The following is a 25,827-nucleotide window of genomic DNA, read 5'->3' as shown; positions in this document are numbered from 1 at the left end:
CTTTTAAGCCACGTTACTGCTCAGTAAAGGATCAGGCGTACAAGTGAGTGACATAAGGGACGATGACATTTGTGCAACAGCCCGCTTCATAAAAAAGTTCTATTTCTTTTGTTTTTAAATATCTTCATGTTTCAACGTAAATGAAGTATGAATAAAGCTTTTTTAATTGGCGGCATTTTATTGATCAGCGCTACAATAAATGCACAAACTAAAACAATTACTGGGTTTACAACACAGGGGGCAGCGCAGCAGTTTTTGCTTGAGCAAAACTTTGATAAAAATTTAAGTTCATCCGGTATTGGCAATACAATAAAAGAACTTTCATCAAGGCCCCATAATCTTGGATCTGCAGGCAGCAAATGGGTTGCAGAAAATATTTACAACCGTTATAAAAGTTACGGATTTGATGTGCGCATAGATACGTATCATGTTTTATTTCCTACGCCAAAAATAAGAGTGCTTGAAATGACAAGCCCCTCAACATACAAAGCCTTGTTGAAAGAGCCGGCATTGAAAGAAGACGCAACATCGGGCCAGGCAGATCAGCTGCCAACATATAATGCATTTAGTGCGGATGGAGATGTAACTGCTGAACTGGTTTTTGTGAATTATGGCTTGCCGGAAGATTATGAATTGCTGGAACGTATGGGTATTGATGTGAAAGGGAAAATTGTAATTGCTAAATATGGGCGTAGCTGGCGTGGTATAAAGCCAAAGGTTGCACAGGAACATGGTGCATTGGGTTGTATTATTTATTCTGATCCTATGGATGATGGCTATTTCCAGGGTGATGTATATCCGAAAGGTGCATTTAAAAATGAATATGGTGTGCAGCGTGGTTCTGTAATGGATATGCCTGTTTATCCCGGTGATCCTTTAACACCGGGTGTTGGTGCGACAGCAAATGCACAGCGCATAGCAAGTCATAACGATGCAACGAATCTTTTAAAGATACCTGTGTTGCCGATCAGCTATCATGATGCAGAACCATTATTAAAAGCATTGGATGGAGCGGTTGCGCCGGATGGATGGCGTGGCGTATTGCCGTTTACATATCATATTGGTGCTGGCAAAACCAAAGTACATTTAAAGCTTGAATTTAACTGGGATATTGTTCCATGTTATGATGTAATAGCAACAATAAAAGGTTCGCTGTATCCTGATGAATGGATAATACGCGGAAATCATCATGATGCATGGGTTAATGGTGCAGATGATCCTATAAGTGGACAAGCAGCCTTACTGGAAGAGGCAAAATCTATCGGTGAATTATTGAAAACAGGATGGAGACCAAAACGCACTATTGTTTATTGTGCATGGGATGGTGAAGAGCCTGCATTACTTGGCTCTACTGAGTTTGCAGAAGATCATGCAAAAGAATTGCAGGAGAAAGCAGTATTGTATATAAATTCTGATGCTAACGGAAGAGGTTTTCTTGGCGCAGGCGGTTCACATGCACTGGAAACATTTATGACAGAAGTTGCAAGAGATGTAAATGATCCACAAACAAATGTAAGTGTGTTGGAAAGATTGAGGGCTCAGCAGATCATCAATGCTTCTTCAGCAAAAGCAAAACAGGATGCAATGCAAAAAACAGGTATCGATCTTAATGCGTTGGGTAGTGGTTCAGATTTCTCATCTTTTCTTCAGCATCTTGGTGTGCCGTCTTTAGATATTGGTTATGGTGGAGAAAATAATGGTGGCGATTATCATTCTATTTATGATTCCTATGATGATTATCGCCGATTTAAAGATCCTTCATTTGCATACGGTGTTGCACTTTCAACAACTGCAGGACATGCTGCATTGCGCATGGCAAATGCAGAGGTGTTGCCTTTTGATTTTAGAAACCTGTATAAGATCATCAATGGTTATACTGAAGAGTTGATCAATCTTACAAACGATATGCGTGATAATACAAAAACAGAGAATGATATTATCAGGAACAACTATTACAGTGTTGCAACTGATACCGCATTACATCTTTCAATGCCAAAGCCAAAAGGCGAAGTGCCATATCTCGACTTTTCTTCTTTGCAAAATGCCTTGCTGGGTCTGCAAATTGCAACAGATAATTTATGGAATAAGTGGAATACGATGGCGGGTGCGCCAACTACTGCTGATGCATTTAATAGAAAGCTTTATCAAGCAGAACAGCAATTGTTATTAACAAACGGATTACCACAAAGAGGTTGGTATAGACATGCTATTTATGCCCCGGGATTATATACAGGTTACGGTGTTAAAACAATGCCGGGTATTCGTGAAGCCATTGAACAGCGTGACTGGAAGCAAGCACAACAACAAATTCTGCTTGATGCTGAAGTAATTAATAACCTTTCAAATTATTTAAAGGAAAGTGCTCAATAAAGCATAGAATGTACAAGTGAGTGACACAATAAACGATGCTATGAAAGACAGAAGCTGGTCACAAAATATTTAGTCAAATACTTTTTTGAAATGTCCAGTTATGGCCAAAAGGATCTTTAATATCCCCCTGCCTGTATCCATAATCGAAATCCTGCATAGGAGAAATTTCAGTTGCGCCCGCAGCAATTGCTTTTGACATAAGAGCATCGGGATCTTCAACAAATATCCCAAGTACGGTAGTGGTGCCGCCGAGGGTAGCCGGGCTTAGTTTGCTTGTAGTAGAACCTTCCTCGTGTATGTGAAACATTGCATTTTCTATCGTCATTTCTGCTACATGCACACTACCATCATCATTGCTAAAGCGGCGTATTTCTTTTGCATTAAATGCTTCTTTATAAAATTCGATACCGTCTGCAACATTTTTAAGATAGAGCATCGGTGCAAAACGGGTAGTATTGTTTTTGTTAGAATTTGTTTGCATGATGTTAGATTTTAAGTAATAATATTCAATGTGCAAAATCTGTTGTATAATTTCCTTTGATGCGTTCGATCGGTGGATTATAATAACCAAACTTTAGTTTTGGAAATTCATCTCTTATTAACTCCATCAACTGTTTTACACCCAGTAATTCACCTGTTTCTGTAATGCCGATCTTGCCAAGATACCAATCCGGATCAATATTAAAATTACGCCACTGTATCATGTTTAGATCTGTTTCTATGATAAGCTTTCTTAATGCTTCATATTCTTCAACAGTATCTGTCATACCCGGAAATACAAAATAGTTAATGCTTGTCCATCCGCCGTAGCTGCGCATGACCTTTAGACTTTCAATAATATCACCGAACACATAGTTATTGGGACGGTAATATGGCATATAAATACTTTCGCGTGCAGAGTTGGTGCTTACACGTATACTGTTCAAACCCGCTTCACATAAGGCTTTTACAGCATCTGGTTTAGAGCCATTGGTATTAATATTGATGCTGCCGCGATTGGTGTGTTTGCGTATTTCTATGATTGCTTCACGAATGGTTTCCCACATTAGTAATGGTTCGCCTTCGCAGCCCTGGCCAAAACTTACAATAGGATAGGGGGCTTCTATTAAATGTGGCACAGCAAATTCTGCGATCTCTTCTGCTGTTGGTTTAAATGTAAGCCTATCCTGTGTAGATACGATCTGCTCTTCCTGTGGCTGAAAGGAAATACAACCTATGCAATTTGCATTACAGGCAGGTGAAGAAGGTATAGGACATTCCCAACGATGCAAAGAAAAATTTCTTGCAGCAGGGCAATTGTATGTTAAGCAGCAATTTTCCATCAGGTGTTTTACCAGCCTGTTGTGCGGATATGTTTTTAGCAAATGTGCTGCGCCAATTTGTATCTTTTCATCATCATAGCCCACACATTCCTGACGTATATCTTCTTCTATTCTTACTGCAGGAACATAAAACTGATTTTTGTACCAGCCTGCTGCAGTGTAACAAAACAACGGAAGCGTAGGTGCATCAGGGTCTGTTTCATAAGCTGCAATATAAAGCCCTGTATGTGCAGGCGGAATAAAAGCCGCTACTGCCCAGCCTTTATCACAAAGACGCATTTCTCCAGTCTTTACATCTATGCCAATACCTTTTCGCCCGGGCAATTCATAAAGGTTTCCGCCATCTGGTAATAATATCCAATCTTCCAAAGGAATGGGAAATGCATCCCAGCCTTCGCGGCCCACCGCATACAATGTTTCATCTTCGTAAATATTACCGTTGCCGTCTGAATACAATAAAAAAGGAGAATGTGTCATAAAAAATTATAAAATATCAACTACAGTTTAGCTGCACTGGTTTGACGGTTTGAGCCGTGTGACCTTGATCTCTTAAATGCTGCACCGTATTGTTGCAGTACAAGTGAGTGACACAACAAAAGCCAAATAGTTGTTTAGAAGCTGGTTACAAAAAAATATTCATTATTATTTGCAATTGCTGTTAATGTGCACCAAGCTGCAAACGGCAAAAGTCGTTAAAATCTGCTTCACTACCAATGATTGAAAGAGCGGGAATAATTTCGGCCTGGAAGATCTTATTGTTTTTATAATCGATGGTGAGTAGCTCGTCCTTTATAACAATGTTCTGTAAAGCCTGCCATTCAATATTCTTTGGAGGCTTTGCATTGATCTGTATGGCTTGCCGATCGAGAATTACTTCGTATTGTTTTTTTACGAGACTTTGCATAACGGCAATAATAATTACCAGCAGCGTTATCCACCAGGTAAGTAATAACATTGACCCAATGATAGTCCATACAAAACCTGACTCGAGAAAATTTTTGAAACTAAATAGTTTATAACGTGTAAAATCCTGCTGATTCAATGCAATAAAGATGGTAAAACACAAGAGCATGGGCCATATAAAAGCAAATATGTTGTTTTCATAATAAGCGGCCACTATAAATACTATTGACATTACTGCCAGAAATATGACCTGCAAAAGTCTAACCTGGTCATAACGCTCATTTTTTATAACGATCCTATATTCTTGTTGCATCATTAACTGTTGCTTTTCATAAGATAATTACAAAGCTTCCAAAGTATTCTTGCGCCAACATTACTGTCCCATCCGTTTTCACCAATGCCAACTTCTACCAGGTCGAAACCTATAATGGTTCTGCCTGTTTCTATAACCCTTCTTATAAGATACATGGCCTCTTCTGTTTGAAGGCCACCAAGTACCGGCGTACCGGTAGAAGGGCAAAGTTTTGGATCAAGTCCGTCTATATCAAAACTGATATGCACTTTTTGAGGAAGATGGTTTACAATGGTATCGGCAATACTGTTCCAGTGCTGGCCATCGTAAAGCCGTCTTTTTATTTGCTCGTCGAAATAAGTTACAACCCTGTAGTTACTGTTGCAGATATAATTCCATTCTTCTTCAGAAAGATCTCTAACACCGATTTGTACAAGACAATCAATTTCAGAAAATTCATTGAGTGCATTGTACATAACAGATGCATGGGACCATATAAAACCTTCGTATGCTTTACGCAGGTCGCAGTGTGCATCTATTTGCAGTATACCAAAATGTCCATGCTTTTCAGCAAGTGCTTTGTAAAAACCAAAAGGTGTGCTATGATCGCCGCCTACAATACCTACCAGTTTATCCTGAACCAGCAATTCTTTGGTCTGTTCATAAACCCAGTTGTTCATTAACGCGCCGCCTTCATTTATTTCCTTCAGGCTTTTGCACATGAATTTATTGTCTTCCAAAACCGCGCCTTTGGAAATATAGTCTATGTAGAGTTCAGCTTCTTTACGCAGGTAATCACTTTTCATCAACAGCTTTTTATCGGTTTCCCGCATAAAATAACCGTTGCGCCATCCGTTGGGCACATATGAATCAAAAATATCTACCTGCTTACTGGCTTTGAAAATATGCTCTGCACTGCGTGCCGTACCTGCACCATAACTTACCGTAACTTCCCATGGGACGGGTAAGAGCACAAGTTTTGAGTCTTCTTCTTTAAAGGGTAAGCCAAAAATGTTATTGTTGGGATTCCCGGCCGCATTCTGATCAAACTTCGATAGGTCTGCCATTAAGGATAATAATTAAAAACAGGACGCAAGTTAATGCGATATTTCAATATTACATGAAGTTTGTACGATTTAAGAAAAGCGCCATCTTCCGGGGGCCATGCTTTTTGTTTAAGCATTTAGCTGCCGTTGCGTCGCACACTTGTACGCCGGGATTTTTATTCGGCCATTTCGGTTTATAATGAATTTTCTGCCCAATATTTCAAATGTTATATTTAACATTCCTGATGCAGATATTATAAAATTAAAAATCCTTTTATGCACTATAAACGAATGCCTATTGAAATAGAAGCGCCGGAAGGTTATGGTTATGAAAATATTGATTGCAACCTTTCAGAAAGTTCATTCACAGATCAGCGTTTAAGTGATCTTGGAATTGATATAAATGATCTCGTACTTTTTTATGGAGATCATATGGGTAAACCAGCATTGAGAGAAATAATCACAGCTAATAATAATCTAAATGCAGGCGATGTATTAATTACACCCGGCGCTGCACCTGCACTTTTTATAGTAGCAACTGCCCTGCTGGAAAAAGGAGATCATGTTGTTGTTGCAAAATCCAACTATGCAACCAACATTGAAACGCCAAGGGCAATCGGCGCCAATATTTCTTATCTCAAACTACATTTTGAAAATGGTTATAAACTGGATATCGATGAACTGGAAAGCTTAATAACGAACGAAACAAAATTTGTAAGCCTTACTTACCCGCACAATCCAACCGGTACTTTAATAGATGAAGCGACATTGAAAAAGGTCATTACTATTATCGAGAAAAAAAACACTTACCTGCTTTTTGATGAAACATATCGTGATATGAGTTTTGCGCCGCAATTACCTGTAGGAGCAACTTTATCAGAAAGAGTGATAAGTGTTAGTTCGATGTCTAAATCTTATGGACTGCCGGGCATAAGAATTGGCTGGCTTATTTGTCGTGATAAACAATTAATGGAAACATTTCTTGCTGCCAAAGAGCAAATCTTTATTACCAATTCTGTAATTGATGAAGAAATAGCATACCAGTACTTATACAATAAGGAAAAATTCTTTGCGCCTGTTAAAGAAACTATTCTTAAAAATTTTTTGGTACTTAAAAATTTTATGCAGCAACAAAATATGCTGGAATGGATAGAGCCTCAAGGTGGCTGTGTATGTTTTCCACGTATCAGGAAAGATATTGCAATCGATACTGCACAATTTCATGAAGTGCTGCTGAATAAATACAGCACTTATGTTGGCCGTGGTCATTGGTTTGAAGAAGATGGCCGCTATATGCGCATTGGTTATAGCTGGGATAAAACAGAAAAATTACAAAAGGGTTTGAATAATATTTTAAAAGCGATTAATGACACGAGGAAGTAGATCTACATGAAGAATAGCGGTCAGACGGCTTTGAGCCGTCAGACCGCTATTGCACTCTTTTACTTTGCCGATTTTTATTCTTCAGTACAAGAGTGCGACGCAACGAAAGCTTAATCATTGCATCGCACTATGGCTCATAAAAATTTTCTTATTTCTTAACAGGAACAATCAAATAACTGTAGCTATAATCTTTATACGGCAAACGATATTGTTCCAGCGGCCATGAGCCCCAGCTGTTGATACCACCAACACCCATTTGCTGCAGATCCACATCAAGATGAATGTTTTTATCTGGTTCCAGTTCTCCGCTATGTGCCTGCTTCTTCTCAGCGCCTGTCCATAGCTGGTCTGCGTTATAGGGCAATGCGTTTACGCTTAGCAAAGTATCTGTTGCAGCTATGATGATACCGCTGCCATCTTTGCGTGTGATCCTTGCCCAGCGCACATCTGTTTTGTTGCCACTTTCCTGCGGACGTATATACGGATAATACTGATCTTTGATTGCTCCCGAGTATGAGCCAACCATAGCAGCCGTTTTTTTATCCTGGTAAGATTCCATAGGGCCGCGACCATACCAGGAAATATTTATAAAATCTGTTGGCAACTGCATGTGATTGCCGAAACGGAAAAGCATGTTATGATTGCCGCCGGTTGCTTTGAATTGATTGTTTACTTGTATAGCGCCATTACCATCAATCATAAATGTTTGCGTGTAGTTTGCATCGCCATTCAACAAAGAGCGCTGCACTGTTACCGTTAACCAGCCATCTGCATTTTGCGGAGTGCTGGTAATGCTAACCAGTTTTCCGTTTGTGCCTGCATCTTTCCATTCTACTAATTTTTTCTGAAAGCCTGCACCATAATCATTATCGTTTGGTGCACGCCAGAAGTTTGGTAAAGGCCCACTGGTGAAAATATTCTTGCCACCTGCTTTATACGTAGTGATGTTACCCGTTGCTTTATCAAAAACAAGGTTGAAGTTTTTATTTTTTAGCTCAAGTGTATTTTGGTTGTCTCTCGAAATATTAATTTTTTCTTTTGAGTTTTTGTAACCAAACCTTACTCTATCATTAAGTTTGAATTCATCCCATGCCAATACTGTTCCGGCTTTTAATAATCCTTCATCATTGATGAGTTCCATGCTTACACGCAGATAATATTCTTTTGATGGGTCAAGTTTATTAAGTGATATTAATGGAACTGAATTACTAAGTGGTATAAACTTATTACCAATATCAACCAGTTCTTTGCTGCCCGGCTTTGTACTAAAATCATCATACTCGCCACCTTGCTGCAATAAGCCATTTGCATACAATTCAAACTTCAGTTTGTAATTACTCAGGTCTTTAAAGAAATAACCATTCTTTATTTCAAGCTTTCCTTCTTTTGCATCTATTAAACGAAACTTTATGTTTTGATAAACCCTTCTTACTTCATAAGACTGAGGGTTCCAAACCCTGTCTGGTGCAACAAGTCCATTACACATAAAATTATTATCGCTTGGTGTTCCTTCGGGCCCCCAGTCTCCGCCGTAGCCCCATACTTTCTTTCCATTTTTTTCAAGGTACATACCCTGGTCAACCCAGTCCCAAATAAAACCTCCTTGTAAAGAAGGATAGCTTTCAATAATATCCCAATAGTCTTTGAAGTTGCCATCTGTATTGCCCATCGCATGTGCATACTCACACATGATCAAAGGTTTTGTAGGATTAGAACTTGCATATTTTGCGAGGTAAGCAGGATCAGGATACATCGGGCAAAAAACATCGCTGTTCCAATCAAGTTCTGCACGTTCGTAATGTATCGGTCTTGATGGATCCATCCCTCTTATTAAATGATAACCCTCATAAAAATTATTGCCATTGCCAGCTTCGTTACCCATGCTCCACATAATAATGCAGGGATTATTTTTATCACGCAGCACCATACGTTTCATACGTGTTAAATGTGCAAGTTCCCATACTGGATTATTGGCAAGTGTTCTGTCAATATTATAACCCATACCATGACTTTCAATGTTTGCTTCATCAATCATGTATAGACCATATTCATTGCAGAGGTCGTACCAGTAAGCATCATCAGGATAATGACAGTCACGCACTGCATTAATATTCATTTTCTTCATCTCGGTAATATCCTGCAACATTCGTTCATGTGATACAACCTGGTTGGTATATGGATCTGTTTCATGCCTGTTAACACCTTTTATGTAAACAGGTTTTCCATTTACGAGTAATTGCGCATTTTTTATTTCAATATTCCTGAACCCAATTTTTTTACTGATAACTTCTACAGTTTCATCTTTGTCTGTCAGTAGCGTTAATTGCAGGCGATACAAATTAGGTATCTCTGCGCTCCACTGCTTCGCATCCATGAATGTGTTGTGAAAATGAAGTTCTGTTTTACTGCCATTGCTGCGTCTTAAGCCATAAGTTGTTTGTACGGTATCAATGATCTTATTTCCTTTATCATCAAACAACTGAACCTGTATTTTATAGTTGCCATGTTGTGCAGCACTTTCGTTCCATGCCTGTACTTCTATATCCAGGTTGCCATCTTTATAATTATTGATTAGAGAAGGCTTTGCAAAAAAATCATACATGTGCACTTGCGGCCTCGCATATACATAGCAGTCTCTTGTGATGCCACTTAAACGCCAGAAGTCCTGGCACTCAAGAAAGCTTGCATCGGTCCAGCGGCGCACTTCCATGGCAATTAAATTATTGCCTTCATTTACATAATCTGTAATATCAAATTCGCTTTCCAGCTTGCTGTCTTTACCAAGCCCAACTTCTTTTCCATTCACATATAAACGGAATGCAGATTTTACCGCACCTAAATGCAAATACACTTTCATACCCTTCCATGCAACAGGCAGGCTGAATGTTTTTCTGTAACCTGCCGTTGGCTGATCATGGTCATCAGGAATATCTGGCGGGTTAGGATTTTTTGGCGCAAATTCGTAAGGAATATTTGTATAGATCGGGGTACCATAACCTTTAAATTCCCAGTTAGCAGGTACCGGAAAATCTACCCAGCTTTTATCATCAAAATTGACAGTATAAAAATCTTTAGATAACAGTTGAGGTTTTTTTACCCAATGAAAACGCCACATTCCATTTAAAGAAAAATAGCGTGCAGAATGAGCCGTATCAAAGTCTTTAGCCAGTTCTGCATTTTCGTAAGGAAAGTAATTTGCACGCATCGGCATGCGGTTGATCTCCTGTATGGCAGGGTTTTCAAACAGGCTATCTAACTGCTGTGCAAAGGTTTGCACACTCAGGCAAAAAAAAGCAGGCAATAAGCCTGGCAATAATATACTTTTCAATTTAGCAAGTAGCATAAGCAATTGTTTAACTCAAATGAGTTTGCTAATATAGAGAAGTAAATTCATTTTTATGAACCCGGCATTCGTTTTCTATGGCATCACCTGTTGCGTCGCACACTTATACGTTTGATTCATTGGGTATCGGGCAATAAAGAAAAAATATCTGCAAAAAATAAGGTAATAAATGTAGCAGCGTTCAAAGCCGTGTATATAACTTTTTGTCAATAATTTTTTCAGTAAGCCTTATTATCACTAAAAACAAAAATGCCGGTTATATCATTAGCTGTAAATTTCGTCATGGTCAAATAAATAAGGAATGAAAAAAACCGCCAGCCCGCCAAGAATAATTACTATACCTGTTAACAGCCCTCTGAACTCATTTGATACGATGGGATCAGTTGATCGTTGAACATGTACTGACAAATACACGCATAAAAAAGTAAGCACAAAGAAAATAAGCCTATAAATAATGCCCCCTTTTTTTATATTATGCTTAAAAAAATAGAAGCCTATACCTGCTATAGTAAGCAACAGTGTTGAAGCGATAATAATAGACGCAACATTTATTATCTGCGATAGTTGAAAGCCTGTTATGTCACGATAAAAAAAGTCATATCCAAGATTTGCAAGTGTAGCAACGATGCCTGCGAAAAGTCCTGCCATAAGAGCTTTGGAAAAATCTGTTTGCTGATAATCGTAATTCATAAAATTTATTTAAGTGATAAAATTTAAACATCCTCTTTTGTAAATTTAGATTGCATAAACAACCTGCCTTTGATCATCAATTTGCCCGCTCTTCTTTTGAAGGAAATGGATACATGATAATTACCTTCTTTTTTATGATGATTACTGTATGCCTTCAGAATATCGGTTGGTGTAATAATACCTTTTACTATATTTTGGTTATTATTATTCTTCGCTATTACTGCAATAGCCTGCATATTGTAAGTGCCCATTAATTCAGAAACTGCAGCAAGGTCTTGTTTTTCATAAGCCACAGGAAGTTTGGTTGAAATAAGCCTTTGCACAGGTTGGGCAGCCATGATTTCTTTTGATTCCAATAATCTGCTTCGTTCAATATACCCGATAAAACGCTCATGCTTATCGGTAACAATAAAGTAATTGAGTTTGTAAGCAGATATATTTTCAATTGTCCATTTTTTAAGATCTGCAATGCTGTTATCGGCACATATCAATACCGGTGCATCATCCATAACTTCATCCGCGTTTATATGTTGTAACACATCTGGTTTGTATGAACCGGGAGTCCGAATGCCACGCCGCTCAATTCTTTCTGTCATAATACTGCCCTTCATAAGAAAGAATGAAACAAAATACGCTGCAGTACAAGCTCCTATCAAAGGCAATAAAGTATGTGGCTGACCAGTCGTTTCAAGGAGGAATACAATCGAAGTTAGCAAGGCTCTTGAAGCGCCGGCAAACATTGCGGCCATGCCTATAAGCGCAGCCGTTGCAATGTTAATATCAGAACCCGGAAATACACGTAACAATAGTGTGCCTAATAACGCGCCGGTAGCTCCACCAATGGTAAAAAGTGGTGCCAGTGTACCACCGGAAGTGCCACTTCCAAGAGCGATTACCCATGAAATATATTTTAGTATACAAAGTATCAGAAGTGTGGTGAGAGGTAAATTTCCTGTAAGTAACCCGGATATATTTGTATAGCCAACACCTAAAGTAATAGGTGCGAAATAGCCAATGACTCCAACGGCTATTGCACCTATTGCAGGCCACCACATCCAGTGGATGGGAAGTTTTTCAAAGGCATCTTCAAGTAAATAAACAGATTTCGAAACTACAGAAGCAATTACACCAATAACAGCACCAAGAATAACATAGGTTGTTAATGCAATACCGGAAGCTATTGGTATATCAGGCATTTGAAAAACAGGGATACTGCTAAAAAGTAATAAATGCATAACAGCACCTGCGGCACATGATAATGCAACAGGTATAACAGACCTCGGCGAAAATTCAAATAGCAATAATTCTATTGCAAGAAGGATGGCTGCTAACGGACTACCGAAAATGGCAGACATACCTGCACATGCACCTGCAGCAAGCATGATCTTTCTTTCGCTTGAAGAGATACGCATTAGCTGACCTGTTACTGAACCGAAAGCGCCACCCGTAGCAATAATAGGGCCTTCTGCACCAAATGGGCCGCCTGTACCAATAGATATTGCAGCAGACAATGGTTTTAAAAAAGTTAACTTAATGGGTATCTTACTATCACCGGTAATAATTTTTTCCATTGCTTCAGGTATACCATGCCCCCTTATAGCAGAAGAACCAAATCTGGCCATAAAACCTATGATAATACTTCCTGTAACGGGTACAAGAACAACCATCCAGCCAAGTGTATTATGTGCAGGTGAAGAAGGCGCAAAAGAAAAATTTCTGTAAAATGATATATTGGTAATAAGGTCAATTAGCATTACCAGCCCCTTTGCTATAACCCCAATAACTAATGCATTGAATATTGCTTGCAGACTAAGTAATAAAACCCTTCCGGATACCGGTCTTTTTTCTGCTTCCGAATAATACGAACCAAAGCTTTCATCCAGAGAAGGAGATAACGGTATAGCTTCTGTAAACGATCTTTTTTCAGTCATGTAATAAATCTTATAATGCAAAAATATTACTTAAAATATATTATTAGTACATTTTTTACTTATTAATCCTATTTATTTATTACTTAAAATATATTTTATATTTTATTGCACTTATTTTTTATCATTAATATTGGGTATGAAAACAATACAAAGCAGTTGTGATACGTCTACTTGTATGCTTTGCAGGTACTGCATACCCGAATGGGTGCCTTCTATTGAACGGTATAAAAAAACAATCCGGTTTAATAAAGGAGAACAGGTTTTTAAAGAAGGAGAATCGGTAAAAGGTATTTTTTTTCTAAAAGAAGGAAAGATCAAAGTGCACAAACTTTGGGAAACGGATAAACAAATGATCATCAGGTTTGCAAAACCAGGGGATGTTATTGGACACAGGGGATTAGGAAATAATACTTCTTACCCTGTTTCAGCAACTGCACTGGAAAATATCGCTGTATGTTTTATTGAAAGAAATTTTTTTCTCCAAACTTTACAGGTTAACCCGGCATTTAATTTAAAACTGATGATGTTTTATTCAGACGAATTACAGGATGCTGAAAAACGTATAAGAGATCTGGCCCTAATGGATGTAAGAGGCCGCATCGCAGACACTTTTTTGATGTTGTATAACAGGTTTGGAACGGATGATGAAGGTTATATAAATATCTTACTTACCAGACACGACATAGCTTCTTTTGCAGGAACCATCTACGAAACCTTTTTTAAAATTGCAGCTGAATTAGTAAAGCAAAAAATTATCAGGTACTCAGGTAAAAAAGTAAAATTGCTTAAAATGGAAAAACTACAGATACTTGCAAAGATGAAATCGTAATCAGTGAATTTTAGCTGGAAGTAACAGCTATTTAATTAAGTCTCCTTATTTTATTTTGTATAATTTGTTTTTGTGTTTAAGACTGGGTTCTTATATTTGACTACATCCGTTTAAATCCCCTATTTATGAAAGCATCTGCTTTAAAAGGTTTCGCCTTTTGCATTTTATTATGCTCTGCAAATCTCTGTTTTTCACAGAACCAGTTTAAAAGGATAGTATATCAATATTCTACCCATTCAAAAGATTCTGGCAATAGAAAAAGCAAACTGAAGCTGGTAAGCATTTCATATCAGGACTACAGTGATAAAACAAATGTTTCAAATATTTACCGGGATTCTTTACACACTGGCTATGATGGCAATTACCGTTATGAATACAGTTATGGTAAACATGTAAGAACTATCAGAAAATTTTCAATAAAAAAAGATAGTCTTTTGCAGGTAATACAAACCTGCTATGGCGTAAATAACAGGTTATTATTAGAGTGCAGAACCGATGCAAAGAGTAAATCCAAATTTGAAAATCATTATTTGTATGACAGGAATCAAAGAGTCGCTAAAATACTTCAATACAAAAATGGGCGGTTAACAGGGTATATCCTCTATGAATATCCTGATCCTTCAAAAACAGAGTCGTCAAAGAAAACTTATACTGGTTTATAGCTATATAAATAGCCTTAATATTACACTCCTGGCTTTCCAAATTCTGCACAAATCTCAAAGTTCACAGCAAATTTTTCCTTATTCACATCATTTATCAAATTACCGGCGCTATGTCATTATAGCTTTATGCTCAATAAAAAACATCTATATTTTTAAAACTTAATAAAAATGAAAAATAAATTATTATTCATTACACTGAGTTTAAAGGCCGCAGCATTTGCAACGATATTTTTTATTACAAAAAATGAAACAGCAGGAAGCAGTGCAGAATACCCGTTTAATGAGAATATTTTTCCAGGCTTTTAAATATTTCATGAAGCTTTGGTTGTGTCACTCACTTGTACTTTAGAAAGTGCAGCGGCAAAATGTTTAAAGTAATTCCGGTTGATACATCAGAGATCGCTTCTTTCATAGGTAATATTGCTATTTTCAATGGTAAGCCGGTTGCACATACGCATGTAAGTGTTGCTGATAAAGATGCCATTGTTCGTGGTGGTCACCTGTTAGAATTATACGTCGGTCCTACATTAGAAGTATTTGTAACTGTTGAACCCACTGCTTTGTATAAAAAGCTTGATAAAAGATATGCAAGTGTGGATGACCAGGTAAGGAGAAATCATTCTATTCAATACTATTCTTACCCGGACTATAAGTTTGACCGCTTAAGAAATGAATCACCGGAGCGGTATGAATCGTATGCAGCTATGGAGATGAATAAGTGGATTACGCTGCGGATTGAAGTGAAAGATACACAAGCAAAACTTTACCTTGATAACAGTAAGCAACCCTCATTGATAGTAAATGATCTGAAGCATGGAGCGGGTTTTTCAGGTGGCATTGGCCTTTGGGTTGAAGTTGGTACTGAAAGTTTTTTTTCTGATTTAAAAATTCAAAAAGAGTAACAGATGTAAACCTGTCGCTGGCGTTATTTGCTGCCATGAAAACAAACAGTACAAGCGTGCGACGCAAGAAAAGTTTAATAGTAGCACTCCAGCTTAGTACATAAAAAACAAAAACGTTGTAGTGTTTACTACTACGTTTTTATTATTTAGACCTTTCAAATTTTATTATACTCTTCATCAGTTACACGTTCCAACCATTCTACAATTCCTTTTTGCGTGTTGGTGTTGATAGCTAGATGAGTCATCTCACTGTTGTGCGAAGCACCATGCCAGTGCACAACATCCGGTGGAATCTGTATAACATCACCCCGGCGGATTGTCTGTATTGGTTTTCCTTTTTCCTGGTAATAACCAACCCCATCTGTAACGATAAGAATTTGCCCGCCGGGATGTTTGTGCCAGTTGTTCCTGGTGCCGGGCTCAAAAGTTACGTTACCAATTGATGTATTAAAAATATCATTTGCCTGCACCAGCATTTTTAACCATGCAGTTCCGGTAAAATAATCTGCAGGGGCTCTTTCACCTTTTGGAAAGATGGCGTTTTGATTTTCTGAAGTGTTCATGATTATTAAGAATTTGGTTTGTTTACTCCAAGATTTTCGTGAACATATTTTTCCGGTGATTCAATGATTTTCGTTATTAAAGTTGCAAGGCTTTTTTGAGAAATGACAGAACCTTTTTCCGGCTTTCCTTTTCTTGTTGTCTCATAATCCACTTCATCTGCATTGGTAAACCATGTGGGACGCAGAATAGTGTATTCAAGACCTGATGCTTCAATTACATCGGCGGCTTTTCGATAAGGTTCTAAAACAGGTTTTAAAGGAACATCGTAGATGCCGATTGAGCAAATGAAAATAATTTTCCTAACGCCTGTTTCTTTCATTGCCCTTACAATATTTTTTGCCAACGCTTCGAGAGCACCCGAAAGATTTGCATATACTATATCCTTTCCCGCAATTGCTTTTTTCAACTGATCATAAGCGAGCACATCACCTTCTATGATTCGGCTTTTTGAAACATTAGTATTTTTCAATCTGTTCTTGTTACGTAAAAACAAGGTAAGATCAATGTCGTCTTTCTTTACTAAGATATCAATAACATGTTTTGCAATATTGCCACTGGCACCGAGTATGATTACATTTTTCATTATTCAGCAATTCTGTTAGATCATTTATAACCCTGTCGATTTTTCCATAGCTTCTGTATAACGGGTGCCCATTATTTTTACCTGTGCAGAAGCTTCTTCCATTTCCTGCAATTCTGCTGCAGTAAATTCAATATTTGCAGCACCATTATTTTCTGTCAGGCGATGAATTTTTGTTGTACCAGGAATAGGAACGATCCATGGCTTTTGTGCCAGCACCCATGCCAATGCGATCTGAGCAGGCGTTGCATTTTTTCTTTCTGCAAATTTGCCCACCACATCAAGCAATGCTTTGTTGGCAATACGTGCATCTTCTGTAAACCTTGGCAACATGGTGCGTAAATCGCCTTGCGCAAATTTTGTTGTCTCATCTATTTTGCCTGCAAGAAATCCTTTACCCAGCGGGCTGAATGCAACCAATCCAATGCCGAGTTCTTCAATTGTAGGGATGATTTCTGTTTCGTGTTGTCTTGTCCACATAGAATATTCACTTTGCAATGCGCTTACAGGCTGCACTGCATGCGCCTTACGAATGGTTTGCGCACCAGCTTCAGATAAGCCAAAGTATTTTACTTTGCCTTCCGCTATCAGGTCTTTCACAGTGCCTGCCACATCTTCAATGGGTGTATTCGGATCAACACGATGCTGGTACAAAAGATCAATCACATCAACTTTCAATCTTTTGAGAGAACCTTCCACTGCTTTCCTGATGTGTTCCGGCTTACTGGTTACACCAGCCATTTTTCCATCCTGGATATTGAACCCAAATTTCGTTGCGATCACTACTTTATCACGATATGGCGCTAATGCTTCGCCCACCAATTCTTCATTGTTATAAGGTCCGTACACTTCAGCAGTATCAAAAAAAGTAACACCTTCTTCTACTGCTTTATGAATCAGATTAATGGCATCCTGTTTTTCGGGAAATGGATAATAAGAAAATGTCATTCCCATACAACCAAGACCGATTGCTGAAACTGCTAAACCTTCCTGTCCAAGTTTACGTTGTTGCATAATTTTATTTTTTGCTTTTATATAATAATTGTTTTATGTACTAAGCAGCATTTCTGCTATCAAGCTTTGTTGCGTCGCACTCTTCAACGGTTTATTATCTATTGAGTATAATGCAAACAGCTTTACTAAATATTGCATCATTTTATTTTCATCCCCGGTACAAGTGGATCGGCTTCTGCAAGTTCAAGCGACTTAACCATATCTTTTGTACCCGTTTTGTATTTTATAAAATGTGGTGCTTGTAAATGTGCTTTGTAAGCAGAAGTATCAGCATATATTTCAAGAATAGTAATGTGCGCAGGATTATTCTTTTCAGATACTGCATATAAAGTGATCACGCCGGGCTCAACACGCACAGATGTTTCAATTTCCTCTTTCAGTAAAGCTTTGTAGTTTTCCAGTTGTGTTGAATCAATTACAATTTTTGCCAACCTTACCATTTGGTTTTTCTCCTGTGCAGATGCTTTGTTGGAAAGAATTGTAAACACAACTGAGAGAAGAAACAAGGCTAATAAACTTATGTTCTTTGTTTTCATTCTATTGGTATCTAAAATTTATCGCACAAAGTTATATTAACAAGAGGGTAGGGGTATAACTAAAACCAAACAATCAATTACGAAAATCAAACATTAGCAGGTGTTGAATAAAGATTTTTGGTGGCGGGCTTTGGGTAGTTTGGGCGGCTGTGGTTGTGTCACTCACTTGTACGGTTTGTTCTTTGTGCATCAAATACAATAGTTTCGGTTGATGGGGACATAAACCGATAAGTGTGCGTGTGCAGTTACGGTGCTACCGGCGGTGTGTCCCCACCCGCCGGAATGGTTAAGTAGTTATGGACACCAACCGATAGGGAAATAGCAGCCAACAAAATGCTGTTACTGGCGCTACAGTATATAACCTTAAGAAATGGTTGCGGTATAATGCACCTAAAACAGCAATCAAAGCTATGGTACTTATAAAAGCAAATCAGGGAGAAGGTTTTGGGCTTTTAAAAAACATGTTACTGCAACTTGTTTTGAACCAGGTAGCAGCACCGATTTTTTTTTCTCCATCAATATACTTTGTAAGAAAGCAAAAACAGACACTCTGCAAAAGCTTTTAAATGCCTGTGAAGAGGAGTTATAACTAATCATTTTTTGAAATTATGGTTGTGCAACAGTGACCTTATGTTGTGTGATGTTTTGTCAATCAATATAGATGAGATTATTTGATTATTGCCGGTAAAATATAATCTGAAAGTATCTTGTTTATTTGTGGGTGTGCATACGACTGTCCGTAGGCAGTAGCAGTTATTACAATAACAAGAGGTTGGTTTATAAACACTATAATATAGTTTCCACCATTACCTGCACAATAATATGCTTCATAGCTTTTATTGTTTGCTTTAAATGTTTTATTCCAAAACAAGTAGCTATAAAACTCATTGTTTCTGTCTGTTATTTGCTTTTGTTTTGTGAATGTTTTAAGCACCCATTCTTTTGATATTAGTTGCTCGCCATTCCATTTTCCTCCGTTTTTGTATAGTTGTCCATATTTTGCAAAATCCAGTGCATTCATTTGAATGCCACCGGCCGTGTTAGGCACATGCTGAGGTGTATATTGCCACTTGTAGTTTAAAATGCCTAAGGGCTTAAATAACTTCTCATCTGCATATTTCTCAAGTCCGCCGGGAACAGTTTTGTTTAAGATATCTCCTAAAAGGATTACCCCTGCTGTAAAATAATGCCAGTTATTATTAAGGCTATCCTTTTTAGCTGGCAAGCCCAATGCAAATTTCACCCAGTCGTCTGTCGGGTACATATTTTCCTCGTTGCCGGGAGAATTTTCATCTTCGTCATTACCATCAAAAGCAGAACTCATAGTTAGCAAGTCTTTAAGTGTTACATTTTCTTTCTGCAGGGAATAATTTTCAAAAGCATGTAAGTTGTAAAACTCATTCAGCCGCTGGTTTTCTGTGTGTAAATAGTTTTCATGAATGGCTATGCCTGTTAAGGTTGAAGCAAATGATTTTCCTACCGAACGCGGATCATGCAATGTATAGCGGGTTTCACCATTAAAATATTCTTCAATTAATAATTTCCCATTTTTAATTACGACGATACTGCTTATTTTTTTGAAGACGCCTTCTTCAACATTTCCTTTCAGTTCTTTAATTTTATTCGTATTAAAAATTTCTTTTGATACCTTAAAGCCATTATACGGTTTCACCGGACTTAGCGTAATGTTGGCAATATTAATAACAGGTTTTCGCTCCACAATCAGGTTTAAATTACCGGCAGCAATTAACTCTCCCACTTTAATATCGCCTGCTTTCAGGTAAGGCTTTATTTCCATTCGTAATAAATGCCTGCCTTCGGTTAAGGCAGAATCGCCGCCAAAATGCATAAACCTGTTCCAGAATGATTCACTCCAAAGCCCATTGCCGTTTTCATTATTGATAAGAGGCTTGTTGATAACAGTTGCACTGTCCTGTATCCTTGCATAAGGAGCACCGGGATACAAATTGCTCTGATAAATTAGTTGATTATCTATTAAAAGCGTAAACTGATAGTTCCCGCTTTTTACAAGTGAATCAGCAGACAAACCAGGATTTAATTGGTGTAAGTAGTTGGTTATTGAATTGCCCATAAAAGCAATAAAAAAAAGATTGCTTTTATTTGTTAGTTTATAAGTAGATAAGAAATCTGAACTTTTTAAATCCGGGAAAGCAATTTCATTTGAGGTAAAATATATCTTACCAATATTGTTTCGGTGCAGCTCCGAAGTTATGCCTTCTGTTTTTACTATGTTTTCAGTTTGTGCATATATATATGCAGCGTTAAGTATGAGTAAACAACTTATTAAAAGTAAATGCTTCATTTTTAATTTCAATATAATGAAGCCCAAAATTACTTTAGCAGTTGTAACATAAATAGAATAAAATTAACGTCTGCTGTGTTTAACTAAGTATTAGTTTTCTGTAGGTAAAAGGTGCAATCCCCAACATGTCTTTAAAACACCTGATAAAATGGCTTTGGTCTGCAAAACCACACTCAAAAGCTATTGCAGATAAAGAAATATTTTTTTTTGGAAGAAGTGTAAGTGATTTTTGAATCTTTAGTTTCCTGATATAATTTCCTATAGTGCATTGAAAATATATTGGAAAACCTCTTGAAAGATGTGAAGGGTGAATACCTACGCTGTTAGACAGTTCAGAAAGCGTAAGCTTATCACAAAATGTTTCGTTTAAAATTTCTCTTATTTTAGTAACCCAGGTTGGATTTTTTTTTGACGGCATTTCGACATCCTTAATAATTTGTTTTAATACCTGCAGTAATAAACTCTCAATTGATAGTTGAGATGTTTGGTCATTAATTTTTGTTTCTTTAAAAATTTTGTATAACGAGAGTTTTAAGTCGGGGTCTTTAATATTCATACTTCCGGTCAAATTGCCTAAACTAAAATGTAAATTTTGAAGCCAATTTTCTTGAAGTTCAATATGAAAGCCACGTGTGAATCCACGAGGTTTAATATTGTAGTGCGGTTCCTGCCAATTATGAAATAATAAATCACCTGCGGAGCAATTAAATACTTCTTTCTTATTTCCTTCAATTACATTTCCCTGCAGAATAAAAGTAAAGTAAGCATTTTGATGGTAATGCCAATCTACCTTGTCCTGTGTGTATTCGGTGTCTGTCAAGGTCAAGCCATTAAGAAAAACAGTATTATTTGTCTGCCCATGAAATTGTCCTGTATGTAAGAGTTTCATTGATGATGAATGGTCTTTTAAAATATCACATAACATTAAAGCATTGGCGATGTGGCGGTATTCTGCGTTCTGTCTGCCCGGTGCCGCTGCTGATTAAAGATATGACCCGTCCTGAAAAAAGTTGACTGATTTTGGTAAATAATCCTGTTACTGGTTGACTAAGATAATACATCCTGAATAAGGTTGATTTATTAAGGTGTTTATTTGTGTGTTGGCAAAAATATTTTCGTGCCCTCTACAGCTAAGAAAATATTTTTTGTGCGCTGGCTTATCAGGTTGGTTGCATGGTTACCTCCTTTTGTTTTGTGTTGTTTTGATAATAGTTTTTCCATCGTCTTATCTGTGGTCCTTTTTGTGTATGCACCTCAGCAGGTATTTGCCAATTTAAACTGCTGTGTCTTCTTCTGTGGTTGTAAATAGTAATGCATCTTGCTATGTGTACCGATGCTGCATACAAATCACTGTAAAAACTGCTGACAAGTTCTGTTTTTAAAATGCCATTTACTCTATGGGAGAGGTCACCTGGTAAAGAAATATTTTTCATTACAAAGTGATTGTAAAAATTGTCCATTAAGAAAGACCTGCATCAGTGATAAAGCCAAAACAAAAAAAGTACAGCACAGTATATACAAAGCAGAACTGGAAAGAGCAAAGGCAAGACAACAGACCGTAAAAGCAAGGGTGATGAAACGCAAACGCAGCAGTACGGTAGAACCGGTATGGGGCACACTGATCAATTTTACCGGCATGAAGCGTTTAAATGCAAGAGGAATAAAAGCAGCCAACAAAATGCTGTTACTGGCGGCTACAGTATATAACCTTAAGAAATGGTTGCGGTATAATGCACCCAAAACAGCAATCAAAGCAATGGCACTTATAAAAGCAAACAAGGCAGCAGGTTTTGACTTTTTAAAAATCATTGTACAGCAACTTGTTTTAAGCCCAATAGCGGCATTAAAATTTTCTGTCTGTAAAATGTGTTTTACAGGAAAGTAAAAATAGCTTCTCTCTAATAGCTTCTAAATGCTTTTTGAAATGGAGAATAAATGTAACTTTTTGAAATTATGGTTGTGCAACAGTGACCCTTGTTGCCTGCAGTTTTTCGGTTGTTGTCAGCTTTCAAAATTTGGAAAACACATTAAGAATTAGAATTTCTATATGAGCAGCGACTCGTCGAAAACCTATTTTTAAAGAATTCGGATGTCCGCAACCATTTCGAAGTTGCAAACATTGTTGAAGTTCTTGTTTTACATTCTTACCAATAACCGAAATTGTTTCGAGAATATTCAAGAAGTCAAATTCTTTCATTTTCCCTAGGTCATCCGAATTTTTAGCCACTTTCCATTTTGCATCTTTTCGAATTGCTTCAGCATTAAAAGCAGCCAAATGATTACTTACAACTTCGTCATAAAGAACAGCCATTGCACCAATCCACGAAAAAACAACAGCAGCTCTTTTCTGGTCCGCCTCAAGACAACTAATTGCTTCTTCTATGAAACTTTTTGTTTGTGGGTTTGCTATTGCAGATAAATGTGCTCTCAAATCTTTTGCATCGTTTACTGCATGGGATTTCTTCTCACTCAAATATTTTTGAGTTGCCAAATGTGTACGTCCCGGGATTGTTAAAACCCAATTGCCTTTTATTGAGGTCGCCTTACCTTTTGCTTTTCCTAATGTGTCAGAAATATTCCATTTCACACATTCCCTCAAACCATTTGCAGTGCCAATCTCTTTTATTTTTGCCAATGATTTAGGGGTTTCTTCATCCCAAAAGAGGATAAGCAGTAATTTATCCAGTCTGCCTAATTTGGGATTAGCAAGAATTGTCTGAAAGGTTTCTTTACTTAGATAATATTGCATTCAGCTCATTTACTTTGTTGGCATTTAATGAATACGTGGTTCCACTCTTTAACAGTGTGCTATTTTTTTCTAACTGAGTAAGGTATTTTGTCAGGTTGCTCAAATAATTGTCTTTATAAACGCCTGTAGCTTTTTTCATTGCCGTTGAAATATCATCTCTCGTAAAAGATGTCTTACCTTCTACAAAATGTAAAAAAGCAGCAGCTATTATTACTAAGTCGCTTCCAGATTTATTGCTCAACTTGCCTGCAATATTTAAAACTGATAGTCCTGAAATAGTGCCAGCACCGCCAACGTTGCTACTTCCACTGCCACCACCTTTATTTTGGTTATCCTTATTGGTTGAGTCACCAACTTCAATTTTCAATAACTCCGGTACTTTGTCAAGAATCTTGTCTAACTGCTTCGCCAACCAATCTTGATTACCTTCGCCTGAAAATTCGACAATACCTACTTTCACTTGAATTTTTGAATCGCTCATATTATTAGGTTTTATTTGAAGAGTTTGAAGTCGCACCAAATTGCAGGCATCGTTTGTATTGACGCAATAAATCTATAAAAGAATATTGATTTTCAATAATAATCTATTGCGCAAATACAACTTTAAACTTTCGTTTTTAAACGTTTATAAACACTTACAAACGTTTAAAAACGGGTAAGCAAAATGTTGTTTTAGTTAAGTTATATTCCTGCATAGCTTTTGATGTAGGCATATGCTTAACCAGTAATGCTATTAAAAATTGTAACGTGATCTTTTTAATTACTACCCGTGGTATTAATCAATAATCGGCAGAAGATTTTTCAGAAGATTGGATTTAGGTTATTGCTGTTACACATTTGGATTTGATGGTACAAATGAAAACATATTCTTTAAAATAAAAAAGGTGATTTATCACAAAATGGTATGTGAAAAACCACATTGATGGTTTGGGAATTAGTTGTATATAAGTTGTCTGAACTGTGATTTGTGTGACCGGCGTGATTGATATGATTAGTAAGATCAATTTATTTACATCATGTAAATCATGCTAATCTTTTAAAATCATGGTTCAGACAAATTGCTGCATAAAGAACCGAACGTACAGGAGTGCGACGCAACGAAAGCTTAATGGCTATATGAAGCTGAGAACAAAAAACTAATTTTCAAATCATTTCAATAAAGACCGAAAGAACTGCCCTGACCAACATCAAAATAATCAATGACATGCATCATTTTAATTTTATATGGCCCCATTTATTTTGCAGTTAATTTAAAAAGTAAGCGTTAAATGGCTATTCTTATTTTCTTTATTGCTCACTGGTATCTTTCCTTATTTACACAAACTTTTTTTTATCACAGGTATGCGTCTCATGATGCGTTTACCATGAACAAAAACTGGGAGCGATTTTTTTATATACTGTCTTATATAACACAGGGTTCATCTTACATGAGCCCACATGCTTACGCCATTATGCACAGGATGCATCATGCTTATACAGATACGGACAAAGACCCGCATTCCCCAAGGCATTCAAAAAATGTATTTGCCATGATGATGCGTACCAATAAAGTTTACCTTGGTATTTATAATGGGTCGTTACCTGTTGATGAAAAATTCAAAAAAAATGTGCCGGACTGGCCGGCATTTGACAGGTTTGCGCTTACCTGGACTTCTTCTGTATTCTGGAGCCTCGTCTATATTACTTATTATATTTATTTCGCAACGGCATGGTGGATGTATCTGCTGATACCTGTGCATATATTAATGGGGCCTGTACATGGTACCATCGTAAATTGGTTTGCACATAAGTATGGCTACAGAAATTTTGACGTGAATAATACATCTAGAAATTTATTGCCGGTGGATGTAGTAATGCTTGGAGAAGCCTACCATAACAATCATCATAAATATCCATCAAGGATAAACTTTGGAGGTGTAAGGTGGCATGAAATTGATCCGGTATATCCTGTTATCCGGGTTTTGGATTGGTTGCATATCATCCGGGTTAAAAATACCTCTTTAAAAAGAATGGAAGTTGAATTTTAATTAAATTGAAATCATGAAATGAAGACTGGTTGTTTAGATAAAATGCTACTTATCCCTGGGCTGATGCAACTCCTGTTAAACTTATCTTTCTGCGCTAAGGGCCTTTGTATCACTAATCCATTGCCAATAAAGATCGATTTTTACTTTTCTACAATTTATTTGCAGTAATAATCAACTTATTTAGTAAAAAAAAGTTGGCGTTTTTCATGATTTCGTTTGGAAAAAAGGGCATATCTGATTTGATTTTTTAGACATTTTTTTTTATTTTTATAGAATAGTCCCCTGCTATTATTCCAACCTAAAGAAGACAACAAAGCTATCCTGCTAATTTTTTTGAATAAGCCAGCAGTCCAATAGCCAA

Annotated in this window: 24 protein-coding genes; 8 read left to right on the top strand and 16 right to left on the bottom strand. The window is 37.2% G+C overall.

Features of this window, described 5'->3' with window-relative positions; translation table 11 throughout:
- Positions 1–147 precede the first annotated feature (147 nt).
- Positions 148–2,370, top strand: coding sequence for a transferrin receptor-like dimerization domain-containing protein (locus FRZ67_RS03280; protein WP_147188170.1), 2,223 nt, complete (start codon positions 148–150; stop codon positions 2,368–2,370).
- Positions 2,371–2,443: 73 nt separating this feature from the next.
- Here FRZ67_RS03280 and FRZ67_RS03275 read toward each other — a convergent pair whose 3' ends face one another.
- From FRZ67_RS03275 to FRZ67_RS03260, 4 genes are all read right to left on the bottom strand, one after another.
- Positions 2,444–2,851, bottom strand: a complete 408-nt coding sequence (locus FRZ67_RS03275) for a VOC family protein (RefSeq protein WP_147188169.1) — start codon at positions 2,849–2,851, stop codon at positions 2,444–2,446.
- 25 nt (positions 2,852–2,876) lie between these two features.
- A complete protein-coding gene (locus FRZ67_RS03270; RefSeq protein WP_147188168.1) occupies positions 2,877–4,169 on the bottom strand; it encodes a radical SAM family protein in 1,293 nt (430 codons plus the stop codon).
- 181 nt (positions 4,170–4,350) lie between these two features.
- Positions 4,351–4,911, bottom strand: a complete 561-nt coding sequence (locus FRZ67_RS03265) for a hypothetical protein (RefSeq protein WP_147188167.1) — start codon at positions 4,909–4,911, stop codon at positions 4,351–4,353.
- Positions 4,911–5,954 (bottom strand): agmatinase family protein, encoded by a 1,044-nt coding sequence (locus FRZ67_RS03260; RefSeq protein WP_147188166.1) that lies wholly within the window; start codon positions 5,952–5,954, stop codon positions 4,911–4,913. The genes FRZ67_RS03265 and FRZ67_RS03260 overlap by 1 nt, the downstream gene beginning before the upstream one ends.
- A gap of 255 nt (positions 5,955–6,209) precedes the next feature.
- Here FRZ67_RS03260 and FRZ67_RS03255 point away from each other — a divergent pair, with 255 nt between their 5' ends.
- Positions 6,210–7,316: a pyridoxal phosphate-dependent aminotransferase gene (locus FRZ67_RS03255; protein WP_147188165.1), complete on the top strand. Its 1,107-nt coding sequence runs from the start codon at positions 6,210–6,212 to the stop codon at positions 7,314–7,316.
- A 148-nt stretch (positions 7,317–7,464) separates the two neighbouring features.
- Here FRZ67_RS03255 and FRZ67_RS03250 read toward each other — a convergent pair whose 3' ends face one another.
- The 3 genes from FRZ67_RS03250 to FRZ67_RS03240 all read right to left on the bottom strand — a co-directional run bounded on the left by FRZ67_RS03250 (position 7,465) and on the right by FRZ67_RS03240 (position 13,280).
- Positions 7,465–10,659 carry a glycoside hydrolase family 2 TIM barrel-domain containing protein gene (locus FRZ67_RS03250; RefSeq protein ID WP_225975494.1) on the bottom strand — a complete coding sequence of 1,065 codons (3,195 nt, stop codon included), beginning with the start codon at positions 10,657–10,659 and terminating at the stop codon, positions 7,465–7,467.
- A gap of 264 nt (positions 10,660–10,923) precedes the next feature.
- Positions 10,924–11,349 (bottom strand): hypothetical protein, encoded by a 426-nt coding sequence (locus tag FRZ67_RS03245; RefSeq protein WP_147188164.1) that lies wholly within the window; start codon positions 11,347–11,349, stop codon positions 10,924–10,926.
- 23 nt (positions 11,350–11,372) lie between these two features.
- Positions 11,373–13,280, bottom strand: coding sequence for a chloride channel protein (locus FRZ67_RS03240; protein ID WP_147188163.1), 1,908 nt, complete (start codon positions 13,278–13,280; stop codon positions 11,373–11,375).
- Between the two features lie 136 nt (positions 13,281–13,416).
- On the opposite strand from FRZ67_RS03240, the gene FRZ67_RS03235 reads away from it, so the two are divergent.
- The 4 genes from FRZ67_RS03235 (at position 13,417) to FRZ67_RS03225 (ending at position 15,673) form a co-directional block, all read left to right on the top strand.
- On the top strand, positions 13,417–14,109 hold the full coding sequence (locus tag FRZ67_RS03235; RefSeq protein WP_147188162.1) for a Crp/Fnr family transcriptional regulator: 693 nt from the start codon (positions 13,417–13,419) through the stop codon (positions 14,107–14,109).
- 125 nt (positions 14,110–14,234) lie between these two features.
- The gene (locus FRZ67_RS03230; protein ID WP_147188161.1) at positions 14,235–14,771 is read left to right on the top strand and encodes a hypothetical protein; all 537 of its coding nucleotides are present in this window, start codon (positions 14,235–14,237) and stop codon (positions 14,769–14,771) included.
- Between the two features lie 168 nt (positions 14,772–14,939).
- A complete protein-coding gene (locus tag FRZ67_RS23330; RefSeq protein WP_158638291.1) occupies positions 14,940–15,077 on the top strand; it encodes a hypothetical protein in 138 nt (45 codons plus the stop codon).
- A 59-nt stretch (positions 15,078–15,136) separates the two neighbouring features.
- Entirely contained in the window at positions 15,137–15,673 is a 537-nt protein-coding gene (locus FRZ67_RS03225; RefSeq protein ID WP_147188160.1) for a PCC domain-containing protein, read from the top strand.
- A gap of 155 nt (positions 15,674–15,828) precedes the next feature.
- On the opposite strand, the gene FRZ67_RS03220 is transcribed toward FRZ67_RS03225, so the two are convergent.
- The 7 genes from FRZ67_RS03220 to FRZ67_RS03190 all read right to left on the bottom strand — a co-directional run bounded on the left by FRZ67_RS03220 (position 15,829) and on the right by FRZ67_RS03190 (position 22,123).
- Positions 15,829–16,236, bottom strand: coding sequence for a (R)-mandelonitrile lyase (locus tag FRZ67_RS03220; protein ID WP_147188159.1), 408 nt, complete (start codon positions 16,234–16,236; stop codon positions 15,829–15,831).
- A gap of 5 nt (positions 16,237–16,241) precedes the next feature.
- Positions 16,242–16,820 (bottom strand): NAD(P)H-binding protein, encoded by a 579-nt coding sequence (locus FRZ67_RS03215; protein ID WP_147188158.1) that lies wholly within the window; start codon positions 16,818–16,820, stop codon positions 16,242–16,244.
- A 24-nt stretch (positions 16,821–16,844) separates the two neighbouring features.
- Complete coding sequence (locus tag FRZ67_RS03210; RefSeq protein ID WP_147188157.1) at positions 16,845–17,831, bottom strand: aldo/keto reductase; 987 nt, start codon at positions 17,829–17,831, stop codon at positions 16,845–16,847.
- Positions 17,832–17,968: 137 nt separating this feature from the next.
- On the bottom strand, positions 17,969–18,367 hold the full coding sequence (locus FRZ67_RS03205; RefSeq protein ID WP_192903898.1) for a putative quinol monooxygenase: 399 nt from the start codon (positions 18,365–18,367) through the stop codon (positions 17,969–17,971).
- Positions 18,368–19,034: 667 nt separating this feature from the next.
- A complete protein-coding gene (locus FRZ67_RS03200; RefSeq protein WP_147188156.1) occupies positions 19,035–20,690 on the bottom strand; it encodes a serine hydrolase domain-containing protein in 1,656 nt (551 codons plus the stop codon).
- Between the two features lie 79 nt (positions 20,691–20,769).
- A complete protein-coding gene (locus FRZ67_RS03195) occupies positions 20,770–21,579 on the bottom strand; it encodes an AraC family transcriptional regulator (RefSeq protein WP_147188155.1) in 810 nt (269 codons plus the stop codon).
- A gap of 271 nt (positions 21,580–21,850) precedes the next feature.
- A complete protein-coding gene (locus FRZ67_RS03190) occupies positions 21,851–22,123 on the bottom strand; it encodes an integrase core domain-containing protein (protein ID WP_158638290.1) in 273 nt (90 codons plus the stop codon).
- Here FRZ67_RS03190 and FRZ67_RS03185 point away from each other — a divergent pair.
- The gene (locus FRZ67_RS03185; RefSeq protein ID WP_147188153.1) at positions 22,063–22,575 is read left to right on the top strand and encodes a transposase; all 513 of its coding nucleotides are present in this window, start codon (positions 22,063–22,065) and stop codon (positions 22,573–22,575) included. The genes FRZ67_RS03190 and FRZ67_RS03185 overlap by 61 nt on opposite strands.
- Before the next feature lie 123 nt (positions 22,576–22,698).
- Here the strand turns inward: FRZ67_RS03185 and FRZ67_RS23480 are convergent, their stop codons facing one another.
- Together FRZ67_RS23480 and FRZ67_RS03175 are read right to left on the bottom strand one after the other, a co-directional pair.
- Positions 22,699–23,439: a hypothetical protein gene (locus tag FRZ67_RS23480; RefSeq protein ID WP_192903897.1), complete on the bottom strand. Its 741-nt coding sequence runs from the start codon at positions 23,437–23,439 to the stop codon at positions 22,699–22,701.
- Positions 23,420–23,920: a hypothetical protein gene (locus FRZ67_RS03175; protein WP_147188152.1), complete on the bottom strand. Its 501-nt coding sequence runs from the start codon at positions 23,918–23,920 to the stop codon at positions 23,420–23,422. Before FRZ67_RS03175 ends, FRZ67_RS23480 begins: the two co-directional genes overlap by 20 nt.
- Positions 23,921–24,707: 787 nt before the next feature.
- On the opposite strand from FRZ67_RS03175, the gene FRZ67_RS03170 reads away from it, so the two are divergent.
- A complete protein-coding gene (locus FRZ67_RS03170; protein WP_147188151.1) occupies positions 24,708–25,466 on the top strand; it encodes an acyl-CoA desaturase in 759 nt (252 codons plus the stop codon).
- Positions 25,467–25,827: the final 361 nt, after the last annotated feature.

Origin of the sequence: Panacibacter ginsenosidivorans (genome assembly GCF_007971225.1) — a bacterium.
Classification (GTDB): Bacteria; Bacteroidota; Bacteroidia; order Chitinophagales; family Chitinophagaceae; genus Panacibacter; species Panacibacter ginsenosidivorans.
The sequence above is the reverse complement of the archived record's forward strand: the minus strand, read 5'-3'. Positions and strand labels throughout refer to the sequence as shown.